General features: G+C 71.8%; 15 protein-coding genes. 9 read left to right on the forward strand and 6 right to left on the reverse strand.

What is annotated here, in order from left to right; all coding sequences use genetic code 11:
- Positions 1–41: 41 nt before the first annotated feature.
- From CC117_RS17650 to CC117_RS17660, 3 genes are read right to left on the reverse strand one after another with little or no spacing between them, the layout of a single operon-like run.
- On the reverse strand, positions 42–1247 hold the full coding sequence (locus tag CC117_RS17650; RefSeq protein WP_071085543.1) for a thiolase family protein: 1206 nt from the start codon (positions 1245–1247) through the stop codon (positions 42–44).
- Positions 1244–1699, reverse strand: coding sequence for a Zn-ribbon domain-containing OB-fold protein (locus tag CC117_RS17655; protein WP_071085545.1), 456 nt, complete (start codon positions 1697–1699; stop codon positions 1244–1246). The genes CC117_RS17650 and CC117_RS17655 overlap by 4 nt, the downstream gene beginning before the upstream one ends.
- A gap of 29 nt (positions 1700–1728) precedes the next feature.
- A complete protein-coding gene (locus tag CC117_RS17660; RefSeq protein WP_071085547.1) occupies positions 1729–2940 on the reverse strand; it encodes a CaiB/BaiF CoA transferase family protein in 1212 nt (403 codons plus the stop codon).
- A gap of 307 nt (positions 2941–3247) precedes the next feature.
- Here CC117_RS17660 and CC117_RS17665 point away from each other — a divergent pair, with 307 nt between their 5' ends.
- From CC117_RS17665 to CC117_RS17675, 3 genes are read left to right on the forward strand one after another with little or no spacing between them, the layout of a single operon-like run.
- Entirely contained in the window at positions 3248–4714 is a 1467-nt protein-coding gene (locus CC117_RS17665; protein ID WP_071085549.1) for a class I adenylate-forming enzyme family protein, read from the forward strand.
- Positions 4715–4770: 56 nt separating this feature from the next.
- On the forward strand, positions 4771–5178 hold the full coding sequence (locus CC117_RS17670) for a cupin domain-containing protein (RefSeq protein ID WP_084132303.1): 408 nt from the start codon (positions 4771–4773) through the stop codon (positions 5176–5178).
- 49 nt (positions 5179–5227) lie between these two features.
- Positions 5228–6295, forward strand: a complete 1068-nt coding sequence (locus CC117_RS17675) for a phosphotransferase (protein ID WP_071085552.1) — start codon at positions 5228–5230, stop codon at positions 6293–6295.
- A gap of 43 nt (positions 6296–6338) precedes the next feature.
- Here CC117_RS17675 and CC117_RS17680 read toward each other — a convergent pair whose 3' ends face one another.
- Together CC117_RS17680 and CC117_RS17685 are read right to left on the reverse strand one after the other, a co-directional pair.
- A complete protein-coding gene (locus CC117_RS17680) occupies positions 6339–7700 on the reverse strand; it encodes an HNH endonuclease signature motif containing protein (protein WP_084132305.1) in 1362 nt (453 codons plus the stop codon).
- A 486-nt stretch (positions 7701–8186) separates the two neighbouring features.
- The gene (locus tag CC117_RS17685) at positions 8187–9872 is read right to left on the reverse strand and encodes an LCP family protein (RefSeq protein ID WP_241830204.1); all 1686 of its coding nucleotides are present in this window, start codon (positions 9870–9872) and stop codon (positions 8187–8189) included.
- A 264-nt stretch (positions 9873–10136) separates the two neighbouring features.
- Here CC117_RS17685 and CC117_RS17690 point away from each other — a divergent pair, with 264 nt between their 5' ends.
- From CC117_RS17690 to CC117_RS17700, 3 genes are read left to right on the forward strand one after another with little or no spacing between them, the layout of a single operon-like run.
- Complete coding sequence (locus CC117_RS17690; protein ID WP_071085554.1) at positions 10137–10985, forward strand: nitrilase-related carbon-nitrogen hydrolase; 849 nt, start codon at positions 10137–10139, stop codon at positions 10983–10985.
- Positions 10982–12430, forward strand: coding sequence for a dihydropyrimidinase (gene hydA / locus CC117_RS17695; RefSeq protein ID WP_071085556.1), 1449 nt, complete (start codon positions 10982–10984; stop codon positions 12428–12430). Before CC117_RS17690 ends, hydA begins: the two co-directional genes overlap by 4 nt.
- Before the next feature lie 25 nt (positions 12431–12455).
- Complete coding sequence (locus tag CC117_RS17700; protein WP_071085558.1) at positions 12456–13565, forward strand: TIGR03842 family LLM class F420-dependent oxidoreductase; 1110 nt, start codon at positions 12456–12458, stop codon at positions 13563–13565.
- Positions 13566–13571: 6 nt separating this feature from the next.
- On the opposite strand, the gene CC117_RS17705 is transcribed toward CC117_RS17700, so the two are convergent.
- Positions 13572–15032, reverse strand: coding sequence for a cytochrome P450 (locus tag CC117_RS17705; RefSeq protein ID WP_241830205.1), 1461 nt, complete (start codon positions 15030–15032; stop codon positions 13572–13574).
- A 356-nt stretch (positions 15033–15388) separates the two neighbouring features.
- On the opposite strand from CC117_RS17705, the gene CC117_RS17710 reads away from it, so the two are divergent.
- The 3 genes from CC117_RS17710 to CC117_RS17720 all read left to right on the forward strand — a co-directional run bounded on the left by CC117_RS17710 (position 15389) and on the right by CC117_RS17720 (position 17690).
- Positions 15389–15712 carry a DUF6458 family protein gene (locus tag CC117_RS17710; RefSeq protein WP_071085562.1) on the forward strand — a complete coding sequence of 108 codons (324 nt, stop codon included), beginning with the start codon at positions 15389–15391 and terminating at the stop codon, positions 15710–15712.
- Between the two features lie 200 nt (positions 15713–15912).
- Positions 15913–16332 (forward strand): YciI family protein, encoded by a 420-nt coding sequence (locus CC117_RS17715; protein WP_071085564.1) that lies wholly within the window; start codon positions 15913–15915, stop codon positions 16330–16332.
- Positions 16305–17690 carry an RNA polymerase sigma factor gene (locus CC117_RS17720; RefSeq protein ID WP_407673551.1) on the forward strand — a complete coding sequence of 462 codons (1386 nt, stop codon included), beginning with the start codon at positions 16305–16307 and terminating at the stop codon, positions 17688–17690. Before CC117_RS17715 ends, CC117_RS17720 begins: the two co-directional genes overlap by 28 nt.
- Positions 17691–17729 lie beyond the last annotated feature (39 nt).

Consider the following 17729-nt stretch of genomic DNA (forward strand, 5'->3'; position numbering starts at 1 on the left):
TCTCTCGCTTTCTCGGGGTGCGGGCGTGCGGGGTGCGGGGGTCAGGACGGTTCGGCCGTGTAGACGACGGCGCCGCCGTAGTGCGGGGAGGAGTGGCACGCGACACCGACCGTCGCGCCGGCGCGCTGGCGGTCACCGGCCCGGCCGGCGAGCTGCAGGTAGCACTCGAGCATCTGCGGGATGCCGTGCATCCGACCGTTGCCGAGCGCGCCGCCCCCGGAGAGCACCGGCAGGCCGTCCGGGCGGTCGCTGTCGATCCGCCCGTCCTGGACGAACCGGTGCGCCTCGCCGCGCGGGCAGAAGCCGAGGGCCTCCAGCCAGAAGTAGACGAACGGCGAGAACCCGTCGTAGAGCTGTGGCAGGTCGACCTCGGCCGGCCCGACCCCGCTGGCCTCCCACAGGCGGCGGGCGGTCTCGGTGCCGACGTCCATGATGTCGTCGAGCGGCCAGTGCAGCGGCAGCCGCCGCCGCGCCGGCAGGCCGCTGGCGTAACCGGACACGTACACCGGCCGGTGCGGCAGATCGGCGGCGTGCTCGGCCGAGGTGAGGACGAAGGCCGCCACCCCGTCGACGGGGATGTCGCAGTCGTACCGGCAGACCGGGTCGCTGATCATCGGCGCGGCCAGGTACTCGGCGGCGGTCAGCGGCCGCTTGTGCCAGTACGACCAGGGAATGCGGGACCCGTTCTTGCGCGCCTCGACCACGACGGACGCCATCGCCGCCCGGTCCGCGTTGTACCGCTGCAGGTACTCGTTGTACGGCAGGCCGATCATGGCCAGCGGGCCGAAGAAGCCCTGCGGGGCGGTCCACTGCGCCGGGCCGGCGGCCCGTTCCATGCTGTTGGCGTGGTACTTGCCCGGCGGGTTGTGCAGCGCCCGGTAGACCAGCACGGTCTGGGCGGCACCGCTGGCGACGGCGTTGACCGCCATGCCGACCATGCCGGGGATCTGGCCGATGCCGTGGAACCCGGCGACGTGGCGTGCACCGCTGGAAAGCCGCTCGGCCAGCCAGGTCGCCGGCACGGAGCTGACCCCGTCCTGGACGGCGTGCGACCCCGCGGTGGGGAACAGTGCCGAGGTGACGATCCCGTCGACGTCCGCGGGGGTGAGCCCGGCGTCGGCGATCGCGGCCCGGGCGGTCTCCAGCGTCACCGCGCCGAGCGGGCGCGCGGCGTGACGCTGCACGGCGCTGTGCGCGTACCCGACGACGGCCACCTTGTTCCGGGCCGCGAACCGCCGCCCGCTCACCGCACACCTCCGGACGGTTCAGTGACACCGGACGGTTCAGTGACGGCGAGGGTGAACGCGGGGACGCCGACACCGGGGTGGACGTCCTCGAAGGCGACCCGGACCCGGGCGCCCAGGCGCAGCGCGGGATCGCTGCCGGCCAGCGCACCGGGGCCGTCGAGGAGACGTCCGATCATGCGCAGTTCGGTCTGCTCGGCGAGCTCCACGTCGACGAGCACGAACGGCAGGTCGGCGGCGAACCCGGGCAGGCCCGACTGCCGGACGACCGTCCAGGAGCGGACCGTGCCGCGGCCGCTGACCGGCTCGAACGCGTAGTCCGGGTCGGTGCTGCGGCAGTGCGGGCAGACCTGGTCGGGCGGCAGGGCGAACGACCCGCAGCGGGCGCAGCGGGCGAGCGCCAGGATGTGGTCGGCCGCTGCCGACCAGTAGGGACCGGACGTCTCGTCCGGCATGGGTAACGGGCGCGCGGCGGCGGGAGTGCTCACGGGATGACCCCGGTCTCGGCGAACGTGCCGATCTGCTCCCAGGTGTAGCCGAGCTCGAGGAGCACCGACTCGGTGTGCTCGCCGTGCTCGGGGGCGCGGCGCAGCGCGGGTGGGTGCTCGTCGAACTGCACCGGGCCGGTCGGCAGCCGGTAGGACGGGCCGCCCTCGGCGGTGACCTCGCCGAGGTAGTCGTTGGCGAGCACCTGGGGGTCGGTGAGCAGCTCCTCGACGGCCTGCACCGGCGCCCACGGCGCGTCGATCCCGCCGAGCAGGTCCTTCCACTCCGCGAAGGTCCGGTCGGCGAAGATCGCCGCGATCTCGGCGACGCAGGCCGCCCGGTTCGCGGCACGGGCCGCCAGGTCGGTGAAGCGCGGGTCGGCGACGAGGTCCTCGCGGCCGACCAGGCGACAGAAGTCGGCCCAGTAGCGGTCCGGTTCGAGGAACACCAGCTGGATGTGCCGGCCGTCCTTCGTGCGGTACGAGCCCACCAGCGGGTTGCGGTAGGCGTCGACGCCGGAGGCCGCGCGCGGGGTCTGCCCGGTGAGGGCCGAGAGGATGTCGGAGGACAGGGTCCACATCGCGGTCGCGAGCAGGGAGACGTCGACGACGGTCCCGCGGCCGGTGCGCTCGCGTCGCAGCAGCGCCGAGGCGATCCCGAACGCGAGCGCCATCGCCCCGTTGCGGTCACCCATCGCGCCGCGCTGACTGATCGGGGCGTCCCGCTCGGGCGGGGTCAGCACGTGCGCGAGGCCGCCCTGCGCCCAGAACGCCGAGGAGTCGTAGCCGGGCCGGTCGGCGCCGGGGCCGCGCACGCCGTAGCCGTGACCGCGGGCGTAGACGAGGCGCGGGAACCGCGCGGTGAGTGTGTCGGAGTCCAGCCCGAGGCGGCGTAACGCGCCGGGCCGGAAGTTCGTGAGGAAGACGTCGGCGGTCTCCAGGAGCTGGCCGAGTACCTGCCGGCCCTGCTCGGAGCGCAGATCGATGGCGAGTGAGCGCTTACCCCGGTTGGCCAGAGCCACGGAGAGGTTCACCCCRCCACCGTCCGTGCCGATGCCCTGCGTGGCCAGCCCCCGGTAGGGATCACCCTCCGGACGCTCCACCCGGACGACGTCGGCACCCCAGTCGGCCAGCAGCGCGCCGGCCACCGGCACGAACACCCACTGGGCCAGCTCGACCACGCGAACACCCTCGAACGCGGCCTGATCCACGCTGACACCTCCCCTCGACCTCGGCAAACAAGCACGTAGGGCGCAAATGTAGAACGTCACTCTCGTGTTTGTGAAGACGTTGACTTTCCTCACTTTGCGTGGAAACATCCAGTCCGGCCGGAACCGGCCGGCGCCGCGTCCGTCAGGTCAGGCCACCCGGACCCGGACCGTCGCGAGCAGTCGCGGATGACACAGCCCATCCCCGTCCCACAAATCTCCGTCTCACGAAGTAAGTGAACGCTCTTTTTCTGGTGCGGGAGTGCGGCGGTGCGCCCGGCGCCGCCTGACACGGCCGAGAGGAACGCCTGTGGACATCCAGATCAGCCATGCCCGCCGCATCCGTGAACTCGCCGCGACCCGTCCGGACGAGGTGGCCGTACGCAACGTCTCCCTCGACGGGACCACGACCGCGGCGACCTGGGTCGAGCTCGACCGCCGCTCGAGCCAGCTCGCCGGCGCGCTCATCGAGCGTGGGCTCACCGTGGGTGACCGCCTCGGCATCGGGCTGCGCAACTCCCCGCAGTTCGTCCTCGGCGTGCTGGCGGCCTGGAAGGTCGGCGCCGTCCCGGTGCCGGTGCGCTGGGACATACCCGGATGGGAGCTGGCCCGCCTGCGGGAGGTCATCGACCCGCGCGTCTTCCTCGGCGACACCGACATCCCCTGGATCGACGCCACCGCCGGGCTCCCCGTGCCCTTCCTGCCGGACGCGGTGTCCCCGCAGATCAACGGCATCTGCAGCAGCGGCTCGACCGGGACGCCGAAGGTCATCCTCACCGACCGGCCGTCGCTCTACGACGAGCGGACCACCGTCCCGTTCATCGCCGCGTGGAACCCCGTGCCGCGCCCGCAGACAATCCTCGTGCTCGCGCCGATGTACCACGCGAACGGTCTCACGACCCTCTACACCCTTCTCGCCGGCGACCGCCTGGTCATCATGGAGAAGTTCGACGCCGCCCGGGTCGTCGACGTGATCGAGCAGCACCGCGTCACCACGTTCACCGCGACGCCGACGATGCTGCAGCGCATCGCCGACCTGCCCGGCATCGAGCAGCGGGACCTGTCCAGCCTCGTCTGGATCCTGCAGGGCGCCGCGCCGATGCCTCCGTCGCTGGTGCACCGCTGGGCGAAGCTGATCGGCGCCGAGCGGATCGTGATGGCCTACGGGATGACCGAGGGCCTCGGGTCCACCGCCCTGCGCGGGGACGAGTGGATGGCCCACGAAGGCAGCGTCGGGCGCCCGTTCCGCGACACGGAGATCCGCGTGCTCGACGACGACGGCAACGAGCTGCCCGCCGGCGAGGCCGGGCTGATCTACCTGCGCTCGCGGATCACGGGCAGCTACCGCTACCTCGGCGACGCGCCGCCGCTACGGAAGACCGAGGACGGCTTCAGCACCGCCGGGGACGTCGGCTACCTCGACGCCGACGGCTGGCTGTACGTCCTCGACCGGCGCGTGGACATGATCGTCACCGGGGGCGCGAACGTCTTCCCGGCCGAGGTCGAGGCCGCCCTCATCGAGCACCCCGAGATCGCGGACGTCGTCGTCATCGGCCTGCGCGACGCGCAGTGGGGCCGGCGGGTCCACGCCGTCATCGAGCCCGCCGACCACGCCAACCCGCCGTCGAGCGGTGAGGTCATCAGCTATGCCAAGAGCCGCCTCGCCCCCTACAAGGTCCCGAAGACCGTCGAGTTCGTCGACGCCATCCCGCGCAGCGCCGCGACGAAGGTGAACCGCGGCGCCCTCGTGGCCGCCCGCGACGCCGCGCAGGCCTGACGCCGTGCAGCCCGACACCGCGACAGCCTGAGAACGATCAGAACCGGGAGGATCGGATGCCAGTAAGCAAGCCGAGCGAGTTACCCAGGGGCGGCGGCGGCCGCTGGCCGGCCAGCGGCAGCGGCTTCAGGTCGGCGCAGTGGGGTGACATGGAGGTCGGCTACACGGCGACCGGCCCGCTGGACTGCACGCCCGGCTACCAGGGCCTGCCCGGCGGGGTCTGCCCCTGCCCGCACTACGGCTACGTCTTCACCGGCCGGGTTCGGGCCATCTACCCCGGCACTAACTGGCCGGACGAGGTGGCCACCGCCGGCGACGTCTACTTCTTCCCCGCCGGCCACTCGCTGATCTACGAGGAGCCCAGCGAGGTCCTCGAGATCAACCCGGCAGCGGCACTGCAGCAGGTCATGGCGCACTTCGAGTCGCTCGCGGGCACCGGCCGCCTGGCAGCCGACGGCGGCTGACGCCGGGCATCCAGCCAGCCCGCCCACCGACACCCCAGGAGGAAGCGACGTGTCCGACCTGCCCACCGCCACGCCCGCCCGCGTACCCGAACAGCTCGAGGAAATCCTCTCCCCCGGATGGCTGACCGCGGCGCTCGGCGCCCGCTTCCCGGGCATCGAGGTCACCGAGGTCACCCCCGGCCCGGTCGTCAGCCGGATCTCGACCAACGTCCGGTTCCGCATCACCTGCGCCGGCGGTTTCCCCGCCGGGCTGTCGCCCGACCTGTGCGTCAAGGGCTACTTCTCCGAACGGACCCTGYCGGCCCGCCACGCCGGCATCCCGGAGACCCTGTTCTACCGCGACCTGGCCGCGCGGACCGGGGTGCGCACCCTGCGTAGCCCCTACGCCGAGGTGGACACCGCGACCGGCGCGAACGTCCTCATCACCGAGGATGTGATCGCCGCCGGCGGCTCGTTCCTCGACGGCCAGCACCCCTACTCCCCCGACCAGACCGCCGCCAGCCTCGAACAGCTCGCCCAGCTCCACGCCACGACCTGGGGCGACCCGAGTCTGGCGGACGCCAGCTGGCTGACCTCGCGGATGGGGCCCCGCACCGGCCCCACGTGGCGGGAGAAGATCGAAGCCAACTTCACCACCGCCACCGGCGCCGGCGCCCCCGAGGAGGTCCGCGACGTCGGGCGGCTCATCGCCGCCTACAGCGCGCTGGCCGACCTGGTCACCAACACCTCGCCGTGGACGATCGTGCACGGCGACCCGCATGTCGGCAACATCTTCCTGGACAGCGAGGGCCGACCGTCGCTGCTCGACTGGCAGCTTGTGCAGCGGGCCCCGTGGTACATCGACGTCGGCTACCACATCGCCTCCGCTCTCACCGTCGCCGACCGCCGCACCCACGAGACCGACCTGCTGCGGCACTACCTGGACGCGCTGGCCGCCGGCGGGATCGAGCCGCCGTCGTGGGACGAGGCCTGGCTCGGGGTGCGCCGCAGCGTCCTGCAGGGCTTCTACCTGTGGAGCATCACCTCGATGGTGAACCCGGCGATCACCGCCGTGCTCATCGAACGCCTCGGCACCGCCGTCGCCGACCACGACTCGTACGCCACCGTCGGCCAGTAATCCACCGACCAGGCGCCATCGAGGCCTGGCTCCGCACCGGGCTCTACCTGCCCGGCGGGCGTTGTTCCTGGCCGGTGAGGTAGTCGTGCGGGTAGGTCGTGGTGGTGGTGCCGGACGGTCCGGTCCACTCGAAAGTGCCCGGGCTCGGCTGGCGGACCTTCCACAACCGGCCGGGTTGGTGGCGCATCCGGTGATGCCTCCGGCAGCAGGGGCCCAGGTTGATCGTGAGGGTCGGCCCGCCCTGCGCGTAGGGGGCGGTGTGATCGGTGTCGGTACGGGTGGCCGGGCGAGTGCAGGCGGGGTGGGTGCACTGCCGGTTCCGCGCCCGGACATGGCGGACCTGTGCCGGGCTGGGAAGCCGGCGTTCGGCGACCTCGACCAGCGTCCCCCGCTCGTCGGTCAGCAGACGCCGCCAGGTCGACTCCGGGCGCATCGCGATCTCCCGGGCGACCGCGGCAGGTAGCGGCCCGTAGCCATCCAGCTGACCCGGATCCCGGCCCACTCCCAGCAACGTGGGCAGGGGGACAACGACCTGGATCTCGCAGCCGATCGGCGCGGCATGCTCCCCTCGGCCCATCAGCAGATCCACGAAGACATCGGCGCGGATCTGCTCCCGCGTGCGCTCATCACCCTGCGCCCGGTCATGAGCGATGCCCTCCGCGAGCCGTTCCACCCGCTGGTAGCAGGCGGCCGCGTCCCCGGCGGCCAGCAGCGCACTCAGCCGACTCGTCGCATCCCGGCCCGGGATGATCCGCACGGTACGGTCCGCGCGCCGCTTCTCCGCGCGCTCATCGGCACCGTCAGGATCGACGCGGATCACCGCCTGCGCGCATCCCGCGGCGAACGACCGGCGGTTACGCCCCGGCCCCTCCTCGAGCATCCGTGCCGCCCCCTGCGCGGCGAGGTCGTCGCTCAGGGGGCGGGTGGCGTTCTCCAACGACACCAGCCGCGGCAGATCGAGCACCCCGGATTCCAACGCGGCCACCGCCCGCGGCAACCGCCGCACGACGRCCTGGGCCAGTTCCAGCTGGGAACGGGCCTGCGGCCCCGTCACCGCCAACACCCCCGCGATCTCCTCCGGAGCATAGAAAGCGAACAACCCCGCCGGATCCAACTCCCCCGGCGCCGCCACCTCCGCCACCGCCGCCACCGCACGCAACAACCGCGCCTGCCCAGCCGCGACCATGCGCGCTGCGGCAGCAATGGTCCCGAGCGCACCCCGCAGACGCAGCACGAACGCCTCTTCGGCATCCACGGCGAAGTCCTTCTTCCCGCCCAGAGCACCGCTGGGAGCTCCGCCGGCCACACCCACCGGATCACGGCCGGAAGGTCCGCAGGTCGGCTCGGAACCCGCGGCTCCGCCCGCGGGGTTGTGGGTGGTGCTGATCGGGTCGGTGGGGGGCATGCAGCCACCTCCAATCCTGGGACATGGGCAAACAGACGCCCTTGAACCGAACGTGTGTTCGATTCCGAATTCGATCCTAGGACGCCGGACCGCCGCGCGAGAGGGGCGAGCCGGCGAGACCACAGGGAGCAACAGCCACCCCTGTCGGCCTTTGACCCCGACGCCAGTCCAGCGCAGGATGACCGCGTCCCGCAGCTGCGCAACGTGATCGGGAACGGCAGGCCCACCGGGCCGGCAACTCGACCGAAGTCGGCAGGCAGGCCGGTGTGCCGCCACAGGCGGAGACGGCTACGACAGTGCACACGCCCGAGGCGGAATAAGCCCGACGCGCAGCGCAGCGTCAGACAGCCCAGGTAGCCATATCAGGAGGTCGGTGATGTCGCGGTGAACCGTTCTGGTGGCGGCAGAGCGAGCGCCAGGTCAGGGCCCTACCGGCCCCGGCCGCACCATTCGGTGTCGATTCTGGCTGCGTCGCGGTCGGCTCGGTCAGTACACGCAGGTATCAGGGGCCTGTGGGGCGGGAGCGGAGGGAGAAGGTTCGCCTACGGCGGCCGTCGGAGCAACTGCGCGCGCGGCGGACGGAGCAGCGAGGACGGTACGGCCCGAACCGTCCTCTCCGGCTGCGACGCCGGCTGCCCCGGCCGCGAGTGCCCCGCCCGTGCCAGCCCCGCCACCGCCGGCGTCTCCGGAGTCGGGGGCCGGATCAGCGAGAGCGCGGAAGGTCGAGCCGACGATCAGCTGGACGCCGTCAACGTCGTTGTCCGCCAGGAGTTTCGCTCCGGGGATGTGAGTCAGCAGCATTCGAGCCGTGGCTTCGGCGCCGGTGCCGTACCGGATCCAGCTGGCGCGGTAGTCAGTACGAAGGGCGCCGGCGGCAGTGTCGGTGTCGGTGTCGACACTGACGCCCCGGGAGGTGAGTGCGCGGGTCACCCGCCCGGCGAGGCCTGCGGTCCTGGTGCCGTTGACCACCGAGATCCTGGCAGCGCCAGCACCGGCGGCAGCGTCACCACCGGCATCGGAACCACCAGTCAGGGAGGCGAAGAGCGCATCCAGGTCCGCCTGGTTGTAGCTCTGCACGGCGCCGACCGCATTGCTGATCAGCCCGTAGTTGTCGACGGCGCCTTCGGCCCTGGTGGCCGTGTGGACAGGCACCGTCTGCATGCCCAGCGAGCCGGTGGTGATGCCCTGCAGCCGGCTGGCCAACCGGCGCAGGTCGAGCAGTTCGGTGCCGGCACCGAGATCGAGCGACGGGCCGACGGCGCCAARCAGACTCGCGACCCGGCCGGGGTCGCTGAGCACTCCGCCTTCGGTGACCTTCGCCAGGATCCTGCTCAGGAAGTACTGCTGGCGTTTGATGCGGTCGATGTCCCAGTTCGGGAGCCCGTAACGCTGACGGACGAAGGCGAGYGCCTGCTCGCCCTTGATTTCGATCGTGCCCGGCCCGCCCCGGAAACCACTGTAGGGATCGTTGGTGTTCGTGCTGACAACCGTCCGCCCGGTCATCTCGTCCTTCCGGCTCTGGGACCCTTCCAGCGGACGAATGCAGACCTCCACACCGCCGACGGCCTCCGAGACGGCTCTGAAACCAACCAGGTCGACGGCGACGTAGTGGTCGACACGCAGCCCGGTCAGCCGTTCGACGAGTTTTATCAGCAGCGTGGCGCCGCCGAGCGCGATCGCCTGGTTGAACTTGTTCTCCTGCGGCGGGTGCACGTCGCCGTCGCCGTCGGTGTACTCGGGGATGAGCACGAACATGTCGCGGGGGAAGGAAACCATGGTGACCCGGTCGTCCGCCCCGACGTGGGCGAGGATCGTCGTGTCGGACCGCTGCCCGCCGACGTCGCCGTAGGCATCGCCGGCGCCCTCCCGGCTGTCCGTGCCGACCAGCAGGAACGTCTTCTCGTCCGCACGGGCGGGTGGGCGCTTGCCCAGGTCGCCGATCGCGACCCGCTCGATTCTGGAGTCGAGGTAGGCGTAGATGGCCCAGCCTCCCACCGAGCCGAACAGAACCAGGACGGACAACAGCATGGCGAGCCCGTAACGCAGGCGCTTCGCTGCTGTCGGCCGCTGCCGAGCACCGGTGAGGTCGAAGGGGAGCACACCGCCGCCATCGGCGGGGAGCGCCCGGCTGCCCGCGACCGAGCCGTTCGGTTCCGTCCCGAGGTCTCCCAACCCGCGCTCCTTTTCGCCAACCTGGACACATGGGGCCTTTCCGGTTGGATGCTAGCCGACCGGAAAACAGCGTTCTCATCCGGGAAGAGCCCTATGACTCGGACATTAAGCGCGAAAGGATCAGATAGACCTAGTACGGTCCTTCGACCTGCAGAAATCCATCCCGGAACGGGGTCGCCGGCCTGGCGTGCTGGCAGAGCCAGGGCGCTGCGATGACGATGGCGGCGACATCCGACGTCGTCAGTCGTGAGGAGCGGGCCCGGGATGGCAACGGTACGTGCCGCGATCACACAGGTGGCCTGGACGGGCGAGCAGGAGTCGATGGTCGCCCGGCACGAGGAGCTGGCCCGCGAGGCCGCCGCCGGAGGTGTTCGGGTGATCGGGTTCCAGGAGCTGTTCACCGGTCCCTACGTCGGGGCGGTGCAGGACCAGCGCTACTACCACAACGCAGAGCCGATCCCCGGGCCGACCGTCGAGCGGTTCCAACGGCTGGCCAAGCAGCTCGGCCTGGTCATGATCCTGCCGATCCACGAGGTCGCGGCCCAGGGCGAGTACTACAACGCCGCCGCGGTGGTGGACGCCGACGGCAGCCTGCTCGGCCGGTACCGCAAGCACCACATCCCGCAGCTGCCGTCCTTCTGGGAGAAGTTCTACTTTCGTCCCGGAAATCTCGGCTACCCGGTCTTCGACACCGCGGTGGGCCGGGTCGGCGTCTACATCTGCTATGACCGGCACTTCCCCGAGGGCTGGCGCGAGCTTGGGCTGGGGGGCGCCCAGCTGGTGTTCAACCCGTCGGCGGCGAAGCCGGGCCTGTCGAACCGGCTGTGGGAGATCGAGCAGCCCGCCGCCGCGGCCGCCAACCAGTACTTCGTGGCGGCCAACAACCGCATCGGCCAGGAGACCGGCGAGTTCGGGGCCGACGCCCCCCGGTTCTACGGCTCGTCCTATTTCGTCGACCCGCGCGGGAACGTCGTCGGGGAGGTCGCCTCGGACGACAAGGAGGAGCTCGTCGTCCGCGACCTGGACCTCGACGAGATCACCCGGGCCCGGGACGACTGGCAGTTCTACCGGGACCGCCGCCCCGAGACCTACCAGCGGACGGCGCTCGGATGAGCACCCTGCTCATCCACGGCGGGACGGTGGTCGACCCCGCCGGACCCACCCGCCAGGATGTCCTGGTCGAGGGCGAGACGATCGCGGCGCTGCTACAGCCCGGATCGGCCCTCGCCGAGGCGGTGCGCACCGGTGCGGTGCACCCCGACCGGGTGATCGACGCGACCGGGCGGTACGTGATCCCGGGCGGGGTCGACGTCCACACGCACATGGAGATGCCGTTCGGCGGCACGCGCGCGTCCGACACGTTCGAGACCGGGACCCGGGCCGCCGCCTGGGGCGGCACGACGACCATCGTCGACTTCGCCGTCCAGACCCGCGGGCAGCGGGTGCAGGACCAGCTCGCGCTCTGGCACGCGAAGGCGGCCGGCAACTGTGCCGTCGACTACGCGTTCCACCAGATCATCGGCGAGGTCGACGACGAGTCGCTGAAGGCGATGAGCGAGCTGATCGACGAGGGCATCACCAGCTTCAAGCTGTTCATGGCCTACCCCGGCGTGTTCCTCTCCGACGACGGGCAGATCGTGCGGGCGATGCGGGCTGCCGCCGGCAACGGCGGGCTGATCATGATGCATGCCGAGAACGGGCCGGTGATCGACGTCCTGGTCCGGCAGGCGCTGGCCGAGGGCCGCACGGGGCCCTACCACCACGGCACGACCCGCCCCTGGCAGACCGAGCAGGAGGCCACTCATCGGGCGATCATGCTGGCGGACCTGACCGGCGCCCCGCTCTACGTGGTGCACGTGTCGGCCCGGCAGGCACTCGCCCGCGTCGCCGAGGCCCGCGACGCCGGGCAGAACGTGTTCGCCGAGACCTGCCCGCACTACCTGTACCTGTCGCTGGAGGAGCAGCTCGGCGCCCGCAGCGCGCAGTGGGGGGACTTCGAGGGCGCCAAGTGGGTCTGCTCGACGCCACTGCGCGCTCGGTCCGAAGGACACCAKGAGGCACTCTGGCGTCACCTGCGCACCGGCGACGTCACCGCCGTCTCGACCGACCACTGCCCGTTCTGCATGACGGACCAGAAGGAGCTGGGCCGTGGTGACTTCTCCCGGATCCCCAACGGGATCGGCGGCGTCGAGCACCGTCTGGACCTGATGTTCCAGGGCGTGAGGGAGGATCGGCTGAGCCTGGGGCGGTGGGTGGAGGTGTGCTGCGCGGCCCCGGCGCGCATGTTCGGCCTGTACGGCCGCAAGGGCGTGATCGCGCCGGGCGCCGACGCCGACATCGTCGTCTACGACCCGGACGGGCACACCTCCATCGGCCTCGGCCCGGGGCGCAGCCACCACATGAACATGGACCACTCGGCCTGGCAGGGCTGGGAGATCGACGGGCACGTGGACGTCGTCCTCTCCCGCGRCACGGTGATCAAGGACGAGACCGGCTACGTGGGGCGCCCGTCCCACGGCCGGTTCGTCCGGCGCGGCCTTTCCCAGAACCTGATCTGACCGACTCCGCGGAGGCAGCGGCATCATGGACTTCGGCGTCGTCCTGCAGACCGACCCGCCGGCCTGGCGGGTGGTCGATCTGGCCCACCAGGCGGAACAGTACGGCTTCAGCCATGTCTGGACGTTCGACTCGCACCTGCTGTGGCAGGAGCCGTTCGTGATCCACAGCCAGATTCTCGCCGCGACCCACCGGGTCACGGTCGGGCCGATGGTGACCAACCCGGCGACCCGCGACTGGACGGTCACCGCCTCGCTGTTCGCCACCCTGAACAGCATGTTCGGCAACCGCACCGTGTGCGGGATCGGCCGCGGCGACTCCGCGGTGCGGGTCATCAACGGACGTCCGGTGACCCTGGCGCAGCTCGCCGAGGCGATCGAGGTCATCCGTCCGCTGGCCAACGGCGGCGTCGCCGAGTACCGGGGTGGCAAGCTGCGGTTCCCCTGGGGCGGGGAGTCCCGGCTGCCGATCTGGGTGGCGGCCTACGGCCCGCGGGCGCTCGCCCTCGCCGGCCGGCTCGGCGACGGCTTCATCCTGCAGCTGGCCGACCCGGACATCATCGCCTGGTCGGTGGCCGCCGTACGCCAGGCCGCCGCCGACGCCGGGCGCGACCCGGGCGCCGTCACGATCTGCGTGGCCGCCCCGGCCTACGTCACCGACGACTCCGCGGCCGGCCTCGCCCACGGACGCGACCAGTGCCGCTGGTTCGGAGGCATGGTCGGCAACCACGTCGCCGACATCGTCGCCCGCTACGGCGCCGGCACCAGCACCACGCCCGCCGCCGCCGCCGGCGACAGCGACAGCGACAGCGACAGCGACGACGGTCGCGGGGAACCGAACTCAGCGGCGGTGCCTGCCGCACTGGTGGCTTCCATCGCTGGCCGCGGGGGCTACGACTACAACGCCCACGGCAAGGCCGGCAACGCCCACACCGACTTCGTGTCGGACAAGGTCATCGACCGGTTCTGCCTGATCGGCCCGCCCGCGACCCACGTGCGGCGCCTTGGCGAGCTGGCGGCCCTCGGTGTCGACCAGTTCGCGCTCTACCTGCAGCACGACCACAAGGACGCCACCCTCGCCACCTACGGCGAGAAGATCATCCCGCAGGTGACCACGCACCTCACTGCCCGTCCTTAGGCGTCCTCAGCCCTGGCTCCCTCCTGCCCGCGCGCTGTCACGCCGATCGCGCCGGCGGTGGGCGATCATGGGCACGCCGCCCCGCGGGCGGAGGGTGAACGACGGTTCCGGGCGCACCCGCACATCGGGCGCGGGCGTCAGCGACCACTCCCGGGCGATCGTCGCCAGCGTCAGGACGCCTTCGGTGATCGCGAAACTGGTGCCGATGCACTGGCGCGTCCCGCCACCGAACGGGAAGTAGGCGAACCGTGGCCGCCCGGCAGCAGTCGCCGGGTCGAGCCAGCGGCCGGGGTCGAACCGCTCCGGCTCCGGCCACCAGCGTTCGTCCCGGTGCATCACCCACTGCCCCAGGACCAGGGTCGACTCCGCCGGGAGGAGGTAGCCGGCGACCACCCGGTCCTCCAGCAGATGGCGGACCATCGCCCAGACGGGCGGGTACAGCCGCATCGATTCGCGCAGCACCGCGTTCGCGTAGACCAGCCGCGGCAGGTCGGCCACGGTCGGCGGCCGGTCACCGAGGACGGTGTCGAGTTCCGCCCGCAGCCGGGAGGCGACATCCGGTGCCGCACCGAGAAGGTGGAACGTCCACGTCAGGGCGTTTGCCGTGGTCTCATGGCCGGCGAGCAGCAGGGTGACCGCCTCGTCCCGGATATGGGTGTCGTCCATCCGCTCGCCGGTGTCGGCGTCCTGGACGGCGAGCAGCAGCGACAACAGGTCGTTGCCGGACGCCCCGGCGGCGCGGCGCTCGGCGATCAGCTCGTACACGGTCTCGTCGAGCGCGGTGGTGGTGGCGCGGCGGCGCCGGGCCGCGGGCAGCGGGAAGCGGTCGACGTGCCCGAGGCCAAGCCCGCTGGCCTCCTGCGGCGCCGATCCGGCCATCGTCTCGTCCAGGGCAGCACGCACGACGTCCACGACATGGTCACTGATGTCGACGTCGAACAGGGTCCGGGCGACTATCGCCAGGGTCAGCTCGGTCATCTCGGCGTGCACGTTCATCAGCTGCCCGTCCTGCCAGCTCTCGGTGGCCGCGGCGGCGAGCGCGACGAACTGCTCGCCATAGCCCGCGATCCGCTGCTTGTGGAACAGCGGCTGCATCAGCCGGCGCTGGCGCAGATGCGACTCCCCCGTGCTGGTCAGCAGACCGTCGCCGAGCAGCATGCGCAGCGGCTGGACGAGGTGCGTCCACGAGCCGGGACCGTGCATGACGGCACCCTTGCCGTAGGCCCGGCTTCCACCCACGAGGATGTCGGCGATCGCGTCCGGGTCGCTGACGAGGAACAACGACACCGGACGTCGGACCAGCCGCACCAACGGCCCGTACCGCTGGTGCAGCTCGGTGAATCGGGCCAACGGATCCCTGCGCATGCGGAGCACGGCTACGAACGGGCCGCCGGGCGGCCCGGGGACCTCGTCGACGGAGTGGGGCGGCGGCTTCGACAGCCGCGGCGGGGTCACAAGCGAGGACACAGCGGACACCACGCGGACCTTTCGCGATCGAGAACGATGGTCGTGGTCAGGCGCACGAACACGCTCACATCGGCCGGCCGGGCGACGCGCAGGCTGGGCGCCGGCCACACGGCCGGACACCTTCCCCACAAGCACGGTATGCCCGTCCGCACCGGCCCGCACCCGCCCGCACCCGCTCTGGCGCCGCAGCCGGCCCGGTGACCGGAATCGTCCGTACCGATCGGACGAACGGGAATCAGGTGCGAAATCGGAGTACGGGCGGAGATGACGGGTAACCCGGATGCATCCGCCTCCCCGCGAGGCCCGACCGCAACGAAGCCTCCCTGGGGGGAGGTCCTGGAAAGGAGCGCAGGCCAATGGGCATCGGTGCCGCCATCCTGTTGATGGCTCTCGGCGCGATCCTCACCTTCGCCGTCGACTTCAGCGTTTCCGGGCTCGACATCGCAGTCGTCGGCGTGGTCCTGATGTTGGCCGGCGCCGCCGGGCTCATCCTCGACCTCGCGTTCTTCGGCCCCCGCCGCCGCGGCGGCGTCGTCTACGACAAGGCGCCGACGGAGACGAGCACCACCGAGGTCTACCCGGAGACCCCCGACTACCAGCGGTCCACCGAGGTCTACGAGGACCAGCCGGTCGGCCGGTCCTGGCGTCGCCGCCGGGTCACCAACGTCTATCGCGACTGACGGACAACCGCGCGAACGGGCCCACGGCTGTCGTAGCCGTGGGCCTTTCGCATTCCTCCGTCGGCGCCCGCGCCGCCCGGGTGCCCCGACTCCCCCGGTACCCAGAACTGCCGAGGTCGCCGTGTCGATCCGCGGCGGTGCCGTTCGACCTCCAGGTGAGAGGGTCGACAGGCAGCCCGCAGACAGGAAGGACGCCGGCGATGGCGAAGTACATGATGATCATGAGGAGCACGGACGAGGACCTCGCGAAGATGGCGGACATCTCGTTCGACGAGATGCTGGCGATCGTCGGGCGCTTCAACGAGGAGCTGATCCAGGCAGGCGTGCTGGTGGCGGCCGAGGGCCTCGACGACCCGGCACAGGGCGTGGTCGTCGACTTCAGCGGCGAGACACCGGTCGTCACCGACGGGCCGTACGGCGAGACGAAGGAGCTGTTCGGGGGCTTCTACATCATCGAGGTGGCCTCGAAGGAGGAGGCCGTCGAGTGGGCCAGGCGGATGCCGTCGCTCGGCGGTGGGAAGTGCGAGATCCGCCGGGTGCCGAGCGTGGATGAGTTCCCACAGGACAACGAGTGGATCGCGCGGGAGCGGGCCTGGCGCGAGCGCACCGGTCAGCTCTGATGCCAGCAGCTGTCGACGGCCCGCCCGGCGCCGGTGGCAGCGCTGCTGCCGGTGGCGGTGGCGGCGACCGCGGCGCCGAGCCGGTGCGGCGGGCCGTCGAGGCCGTCTGGCGGATCGAGTCCGCGCGGATCGTCAGCACGCTCGCCCGCTACACGGGTGATTTCGCCCTTGCTGAGGACGTCGCCCAGGAGGCGATCGCGGAGGCACTCGCCAGCTGGCCCCGGGCCGGGATACCGGCGAGCCCGGCCGGGTGGCTGCTCACGGCCGCCCGGCGCCGCGCGGTCGACAGCTTCCGCCGCCGGTCGGCGCTGGACGAGCGGTATGCGCTGCTCGCCGGCCCGCTGGTCGAGGGCGAGGCGATCTCCGGCGCGCCGGCGCCACGGAACCGGCCCGAGGACGACCTGCCGTGGGACCCGGACCGGGTCGACGACGACGTCCTCGCGCTGATGTTCATGGCCTGCCACCAGGTGCTCGCGCCGGAGGCCAGGGTGGCGCTGACCCTGCGCGCGGTCGGCGGCCTGTCGAGCGAGGAGATCGCGCGCGCCTTCCTGGTACCGGTACCGACCGTCCAGGCTCGGATCACGCGGGCGAAGAAGACCATCGCCGCGGCGAAGGTGCCGTTCGAGCTGCCCCCGGCCGAGGAGCGGCGGACGCGGCTCGGCGGCGTCCTGAGTGTCCTCTATGTGATCTTCACGGAAGGCTCCACAGCGACGTCCGGTGACAGCCTGCTGCGCCCCGATCTCGCCCACGAGGCGATTCGGCTGGCCCGGATGCTGGCCGCGCTGCTCCCGGACGAACCGGAGGTGCACGGGCTGCTCGCCCTGTGCGAGCTCACCGCGGCGCGTTTCCCCGCGCGGACCGGGCCCGACGGCGAGGCGGTGCTGCTGGCCGACCAGGACCGGCGCCGGTGGGACAGGTCGGCGATCCGCCGCGGCCTGGCGGCGCTCGGCCGGGCCACGGCCGCGGGGCGTGGCCTCGGGCCCTACGGCCTGCAGGCCGCGATCGCCGGCTGTCACTCGACGGCGCCGTCCACCGCGGAGACCGACTGGGAGCGGATCGTGCTGCTCTACGAGGCGCTCGGCCGGGTGGCGCCGTCCCCCGTCGTCGAACTCAACCGCGCCGTCGCCGTCGCGATGGCGAACGGCCCACAGGCGGCACTGGCCATCGTGGACGAGCTGGTCGCCACCGACCGCCTGGCCGGCTCGCACCTGCTCCCGAGCGTGCGCGGAGAGCTGCTCGCCCGGCTCGGCCGGACGGAGCAGGCCCGGGCCGAGCTGGAGCTGGCTGCCCGGCAGTGCCGCAACCTCCGTGAACGGGCGGTCCTGCTGCGTAAGGCAGCCGCCCTGCCACCAGCCTGAACATCCGGCACCCGACCCACCCGACCCACCCGACCTGCC

The organism is Parafrankia colletiae (assembly GCF_001854655.1).
GTDB classification, from domain to species: Bacteria; Actinomycetota; Actinomycetes; order Frankiales; family Frankiaceae; genus Parafrankia; species Parafrankia colletiae.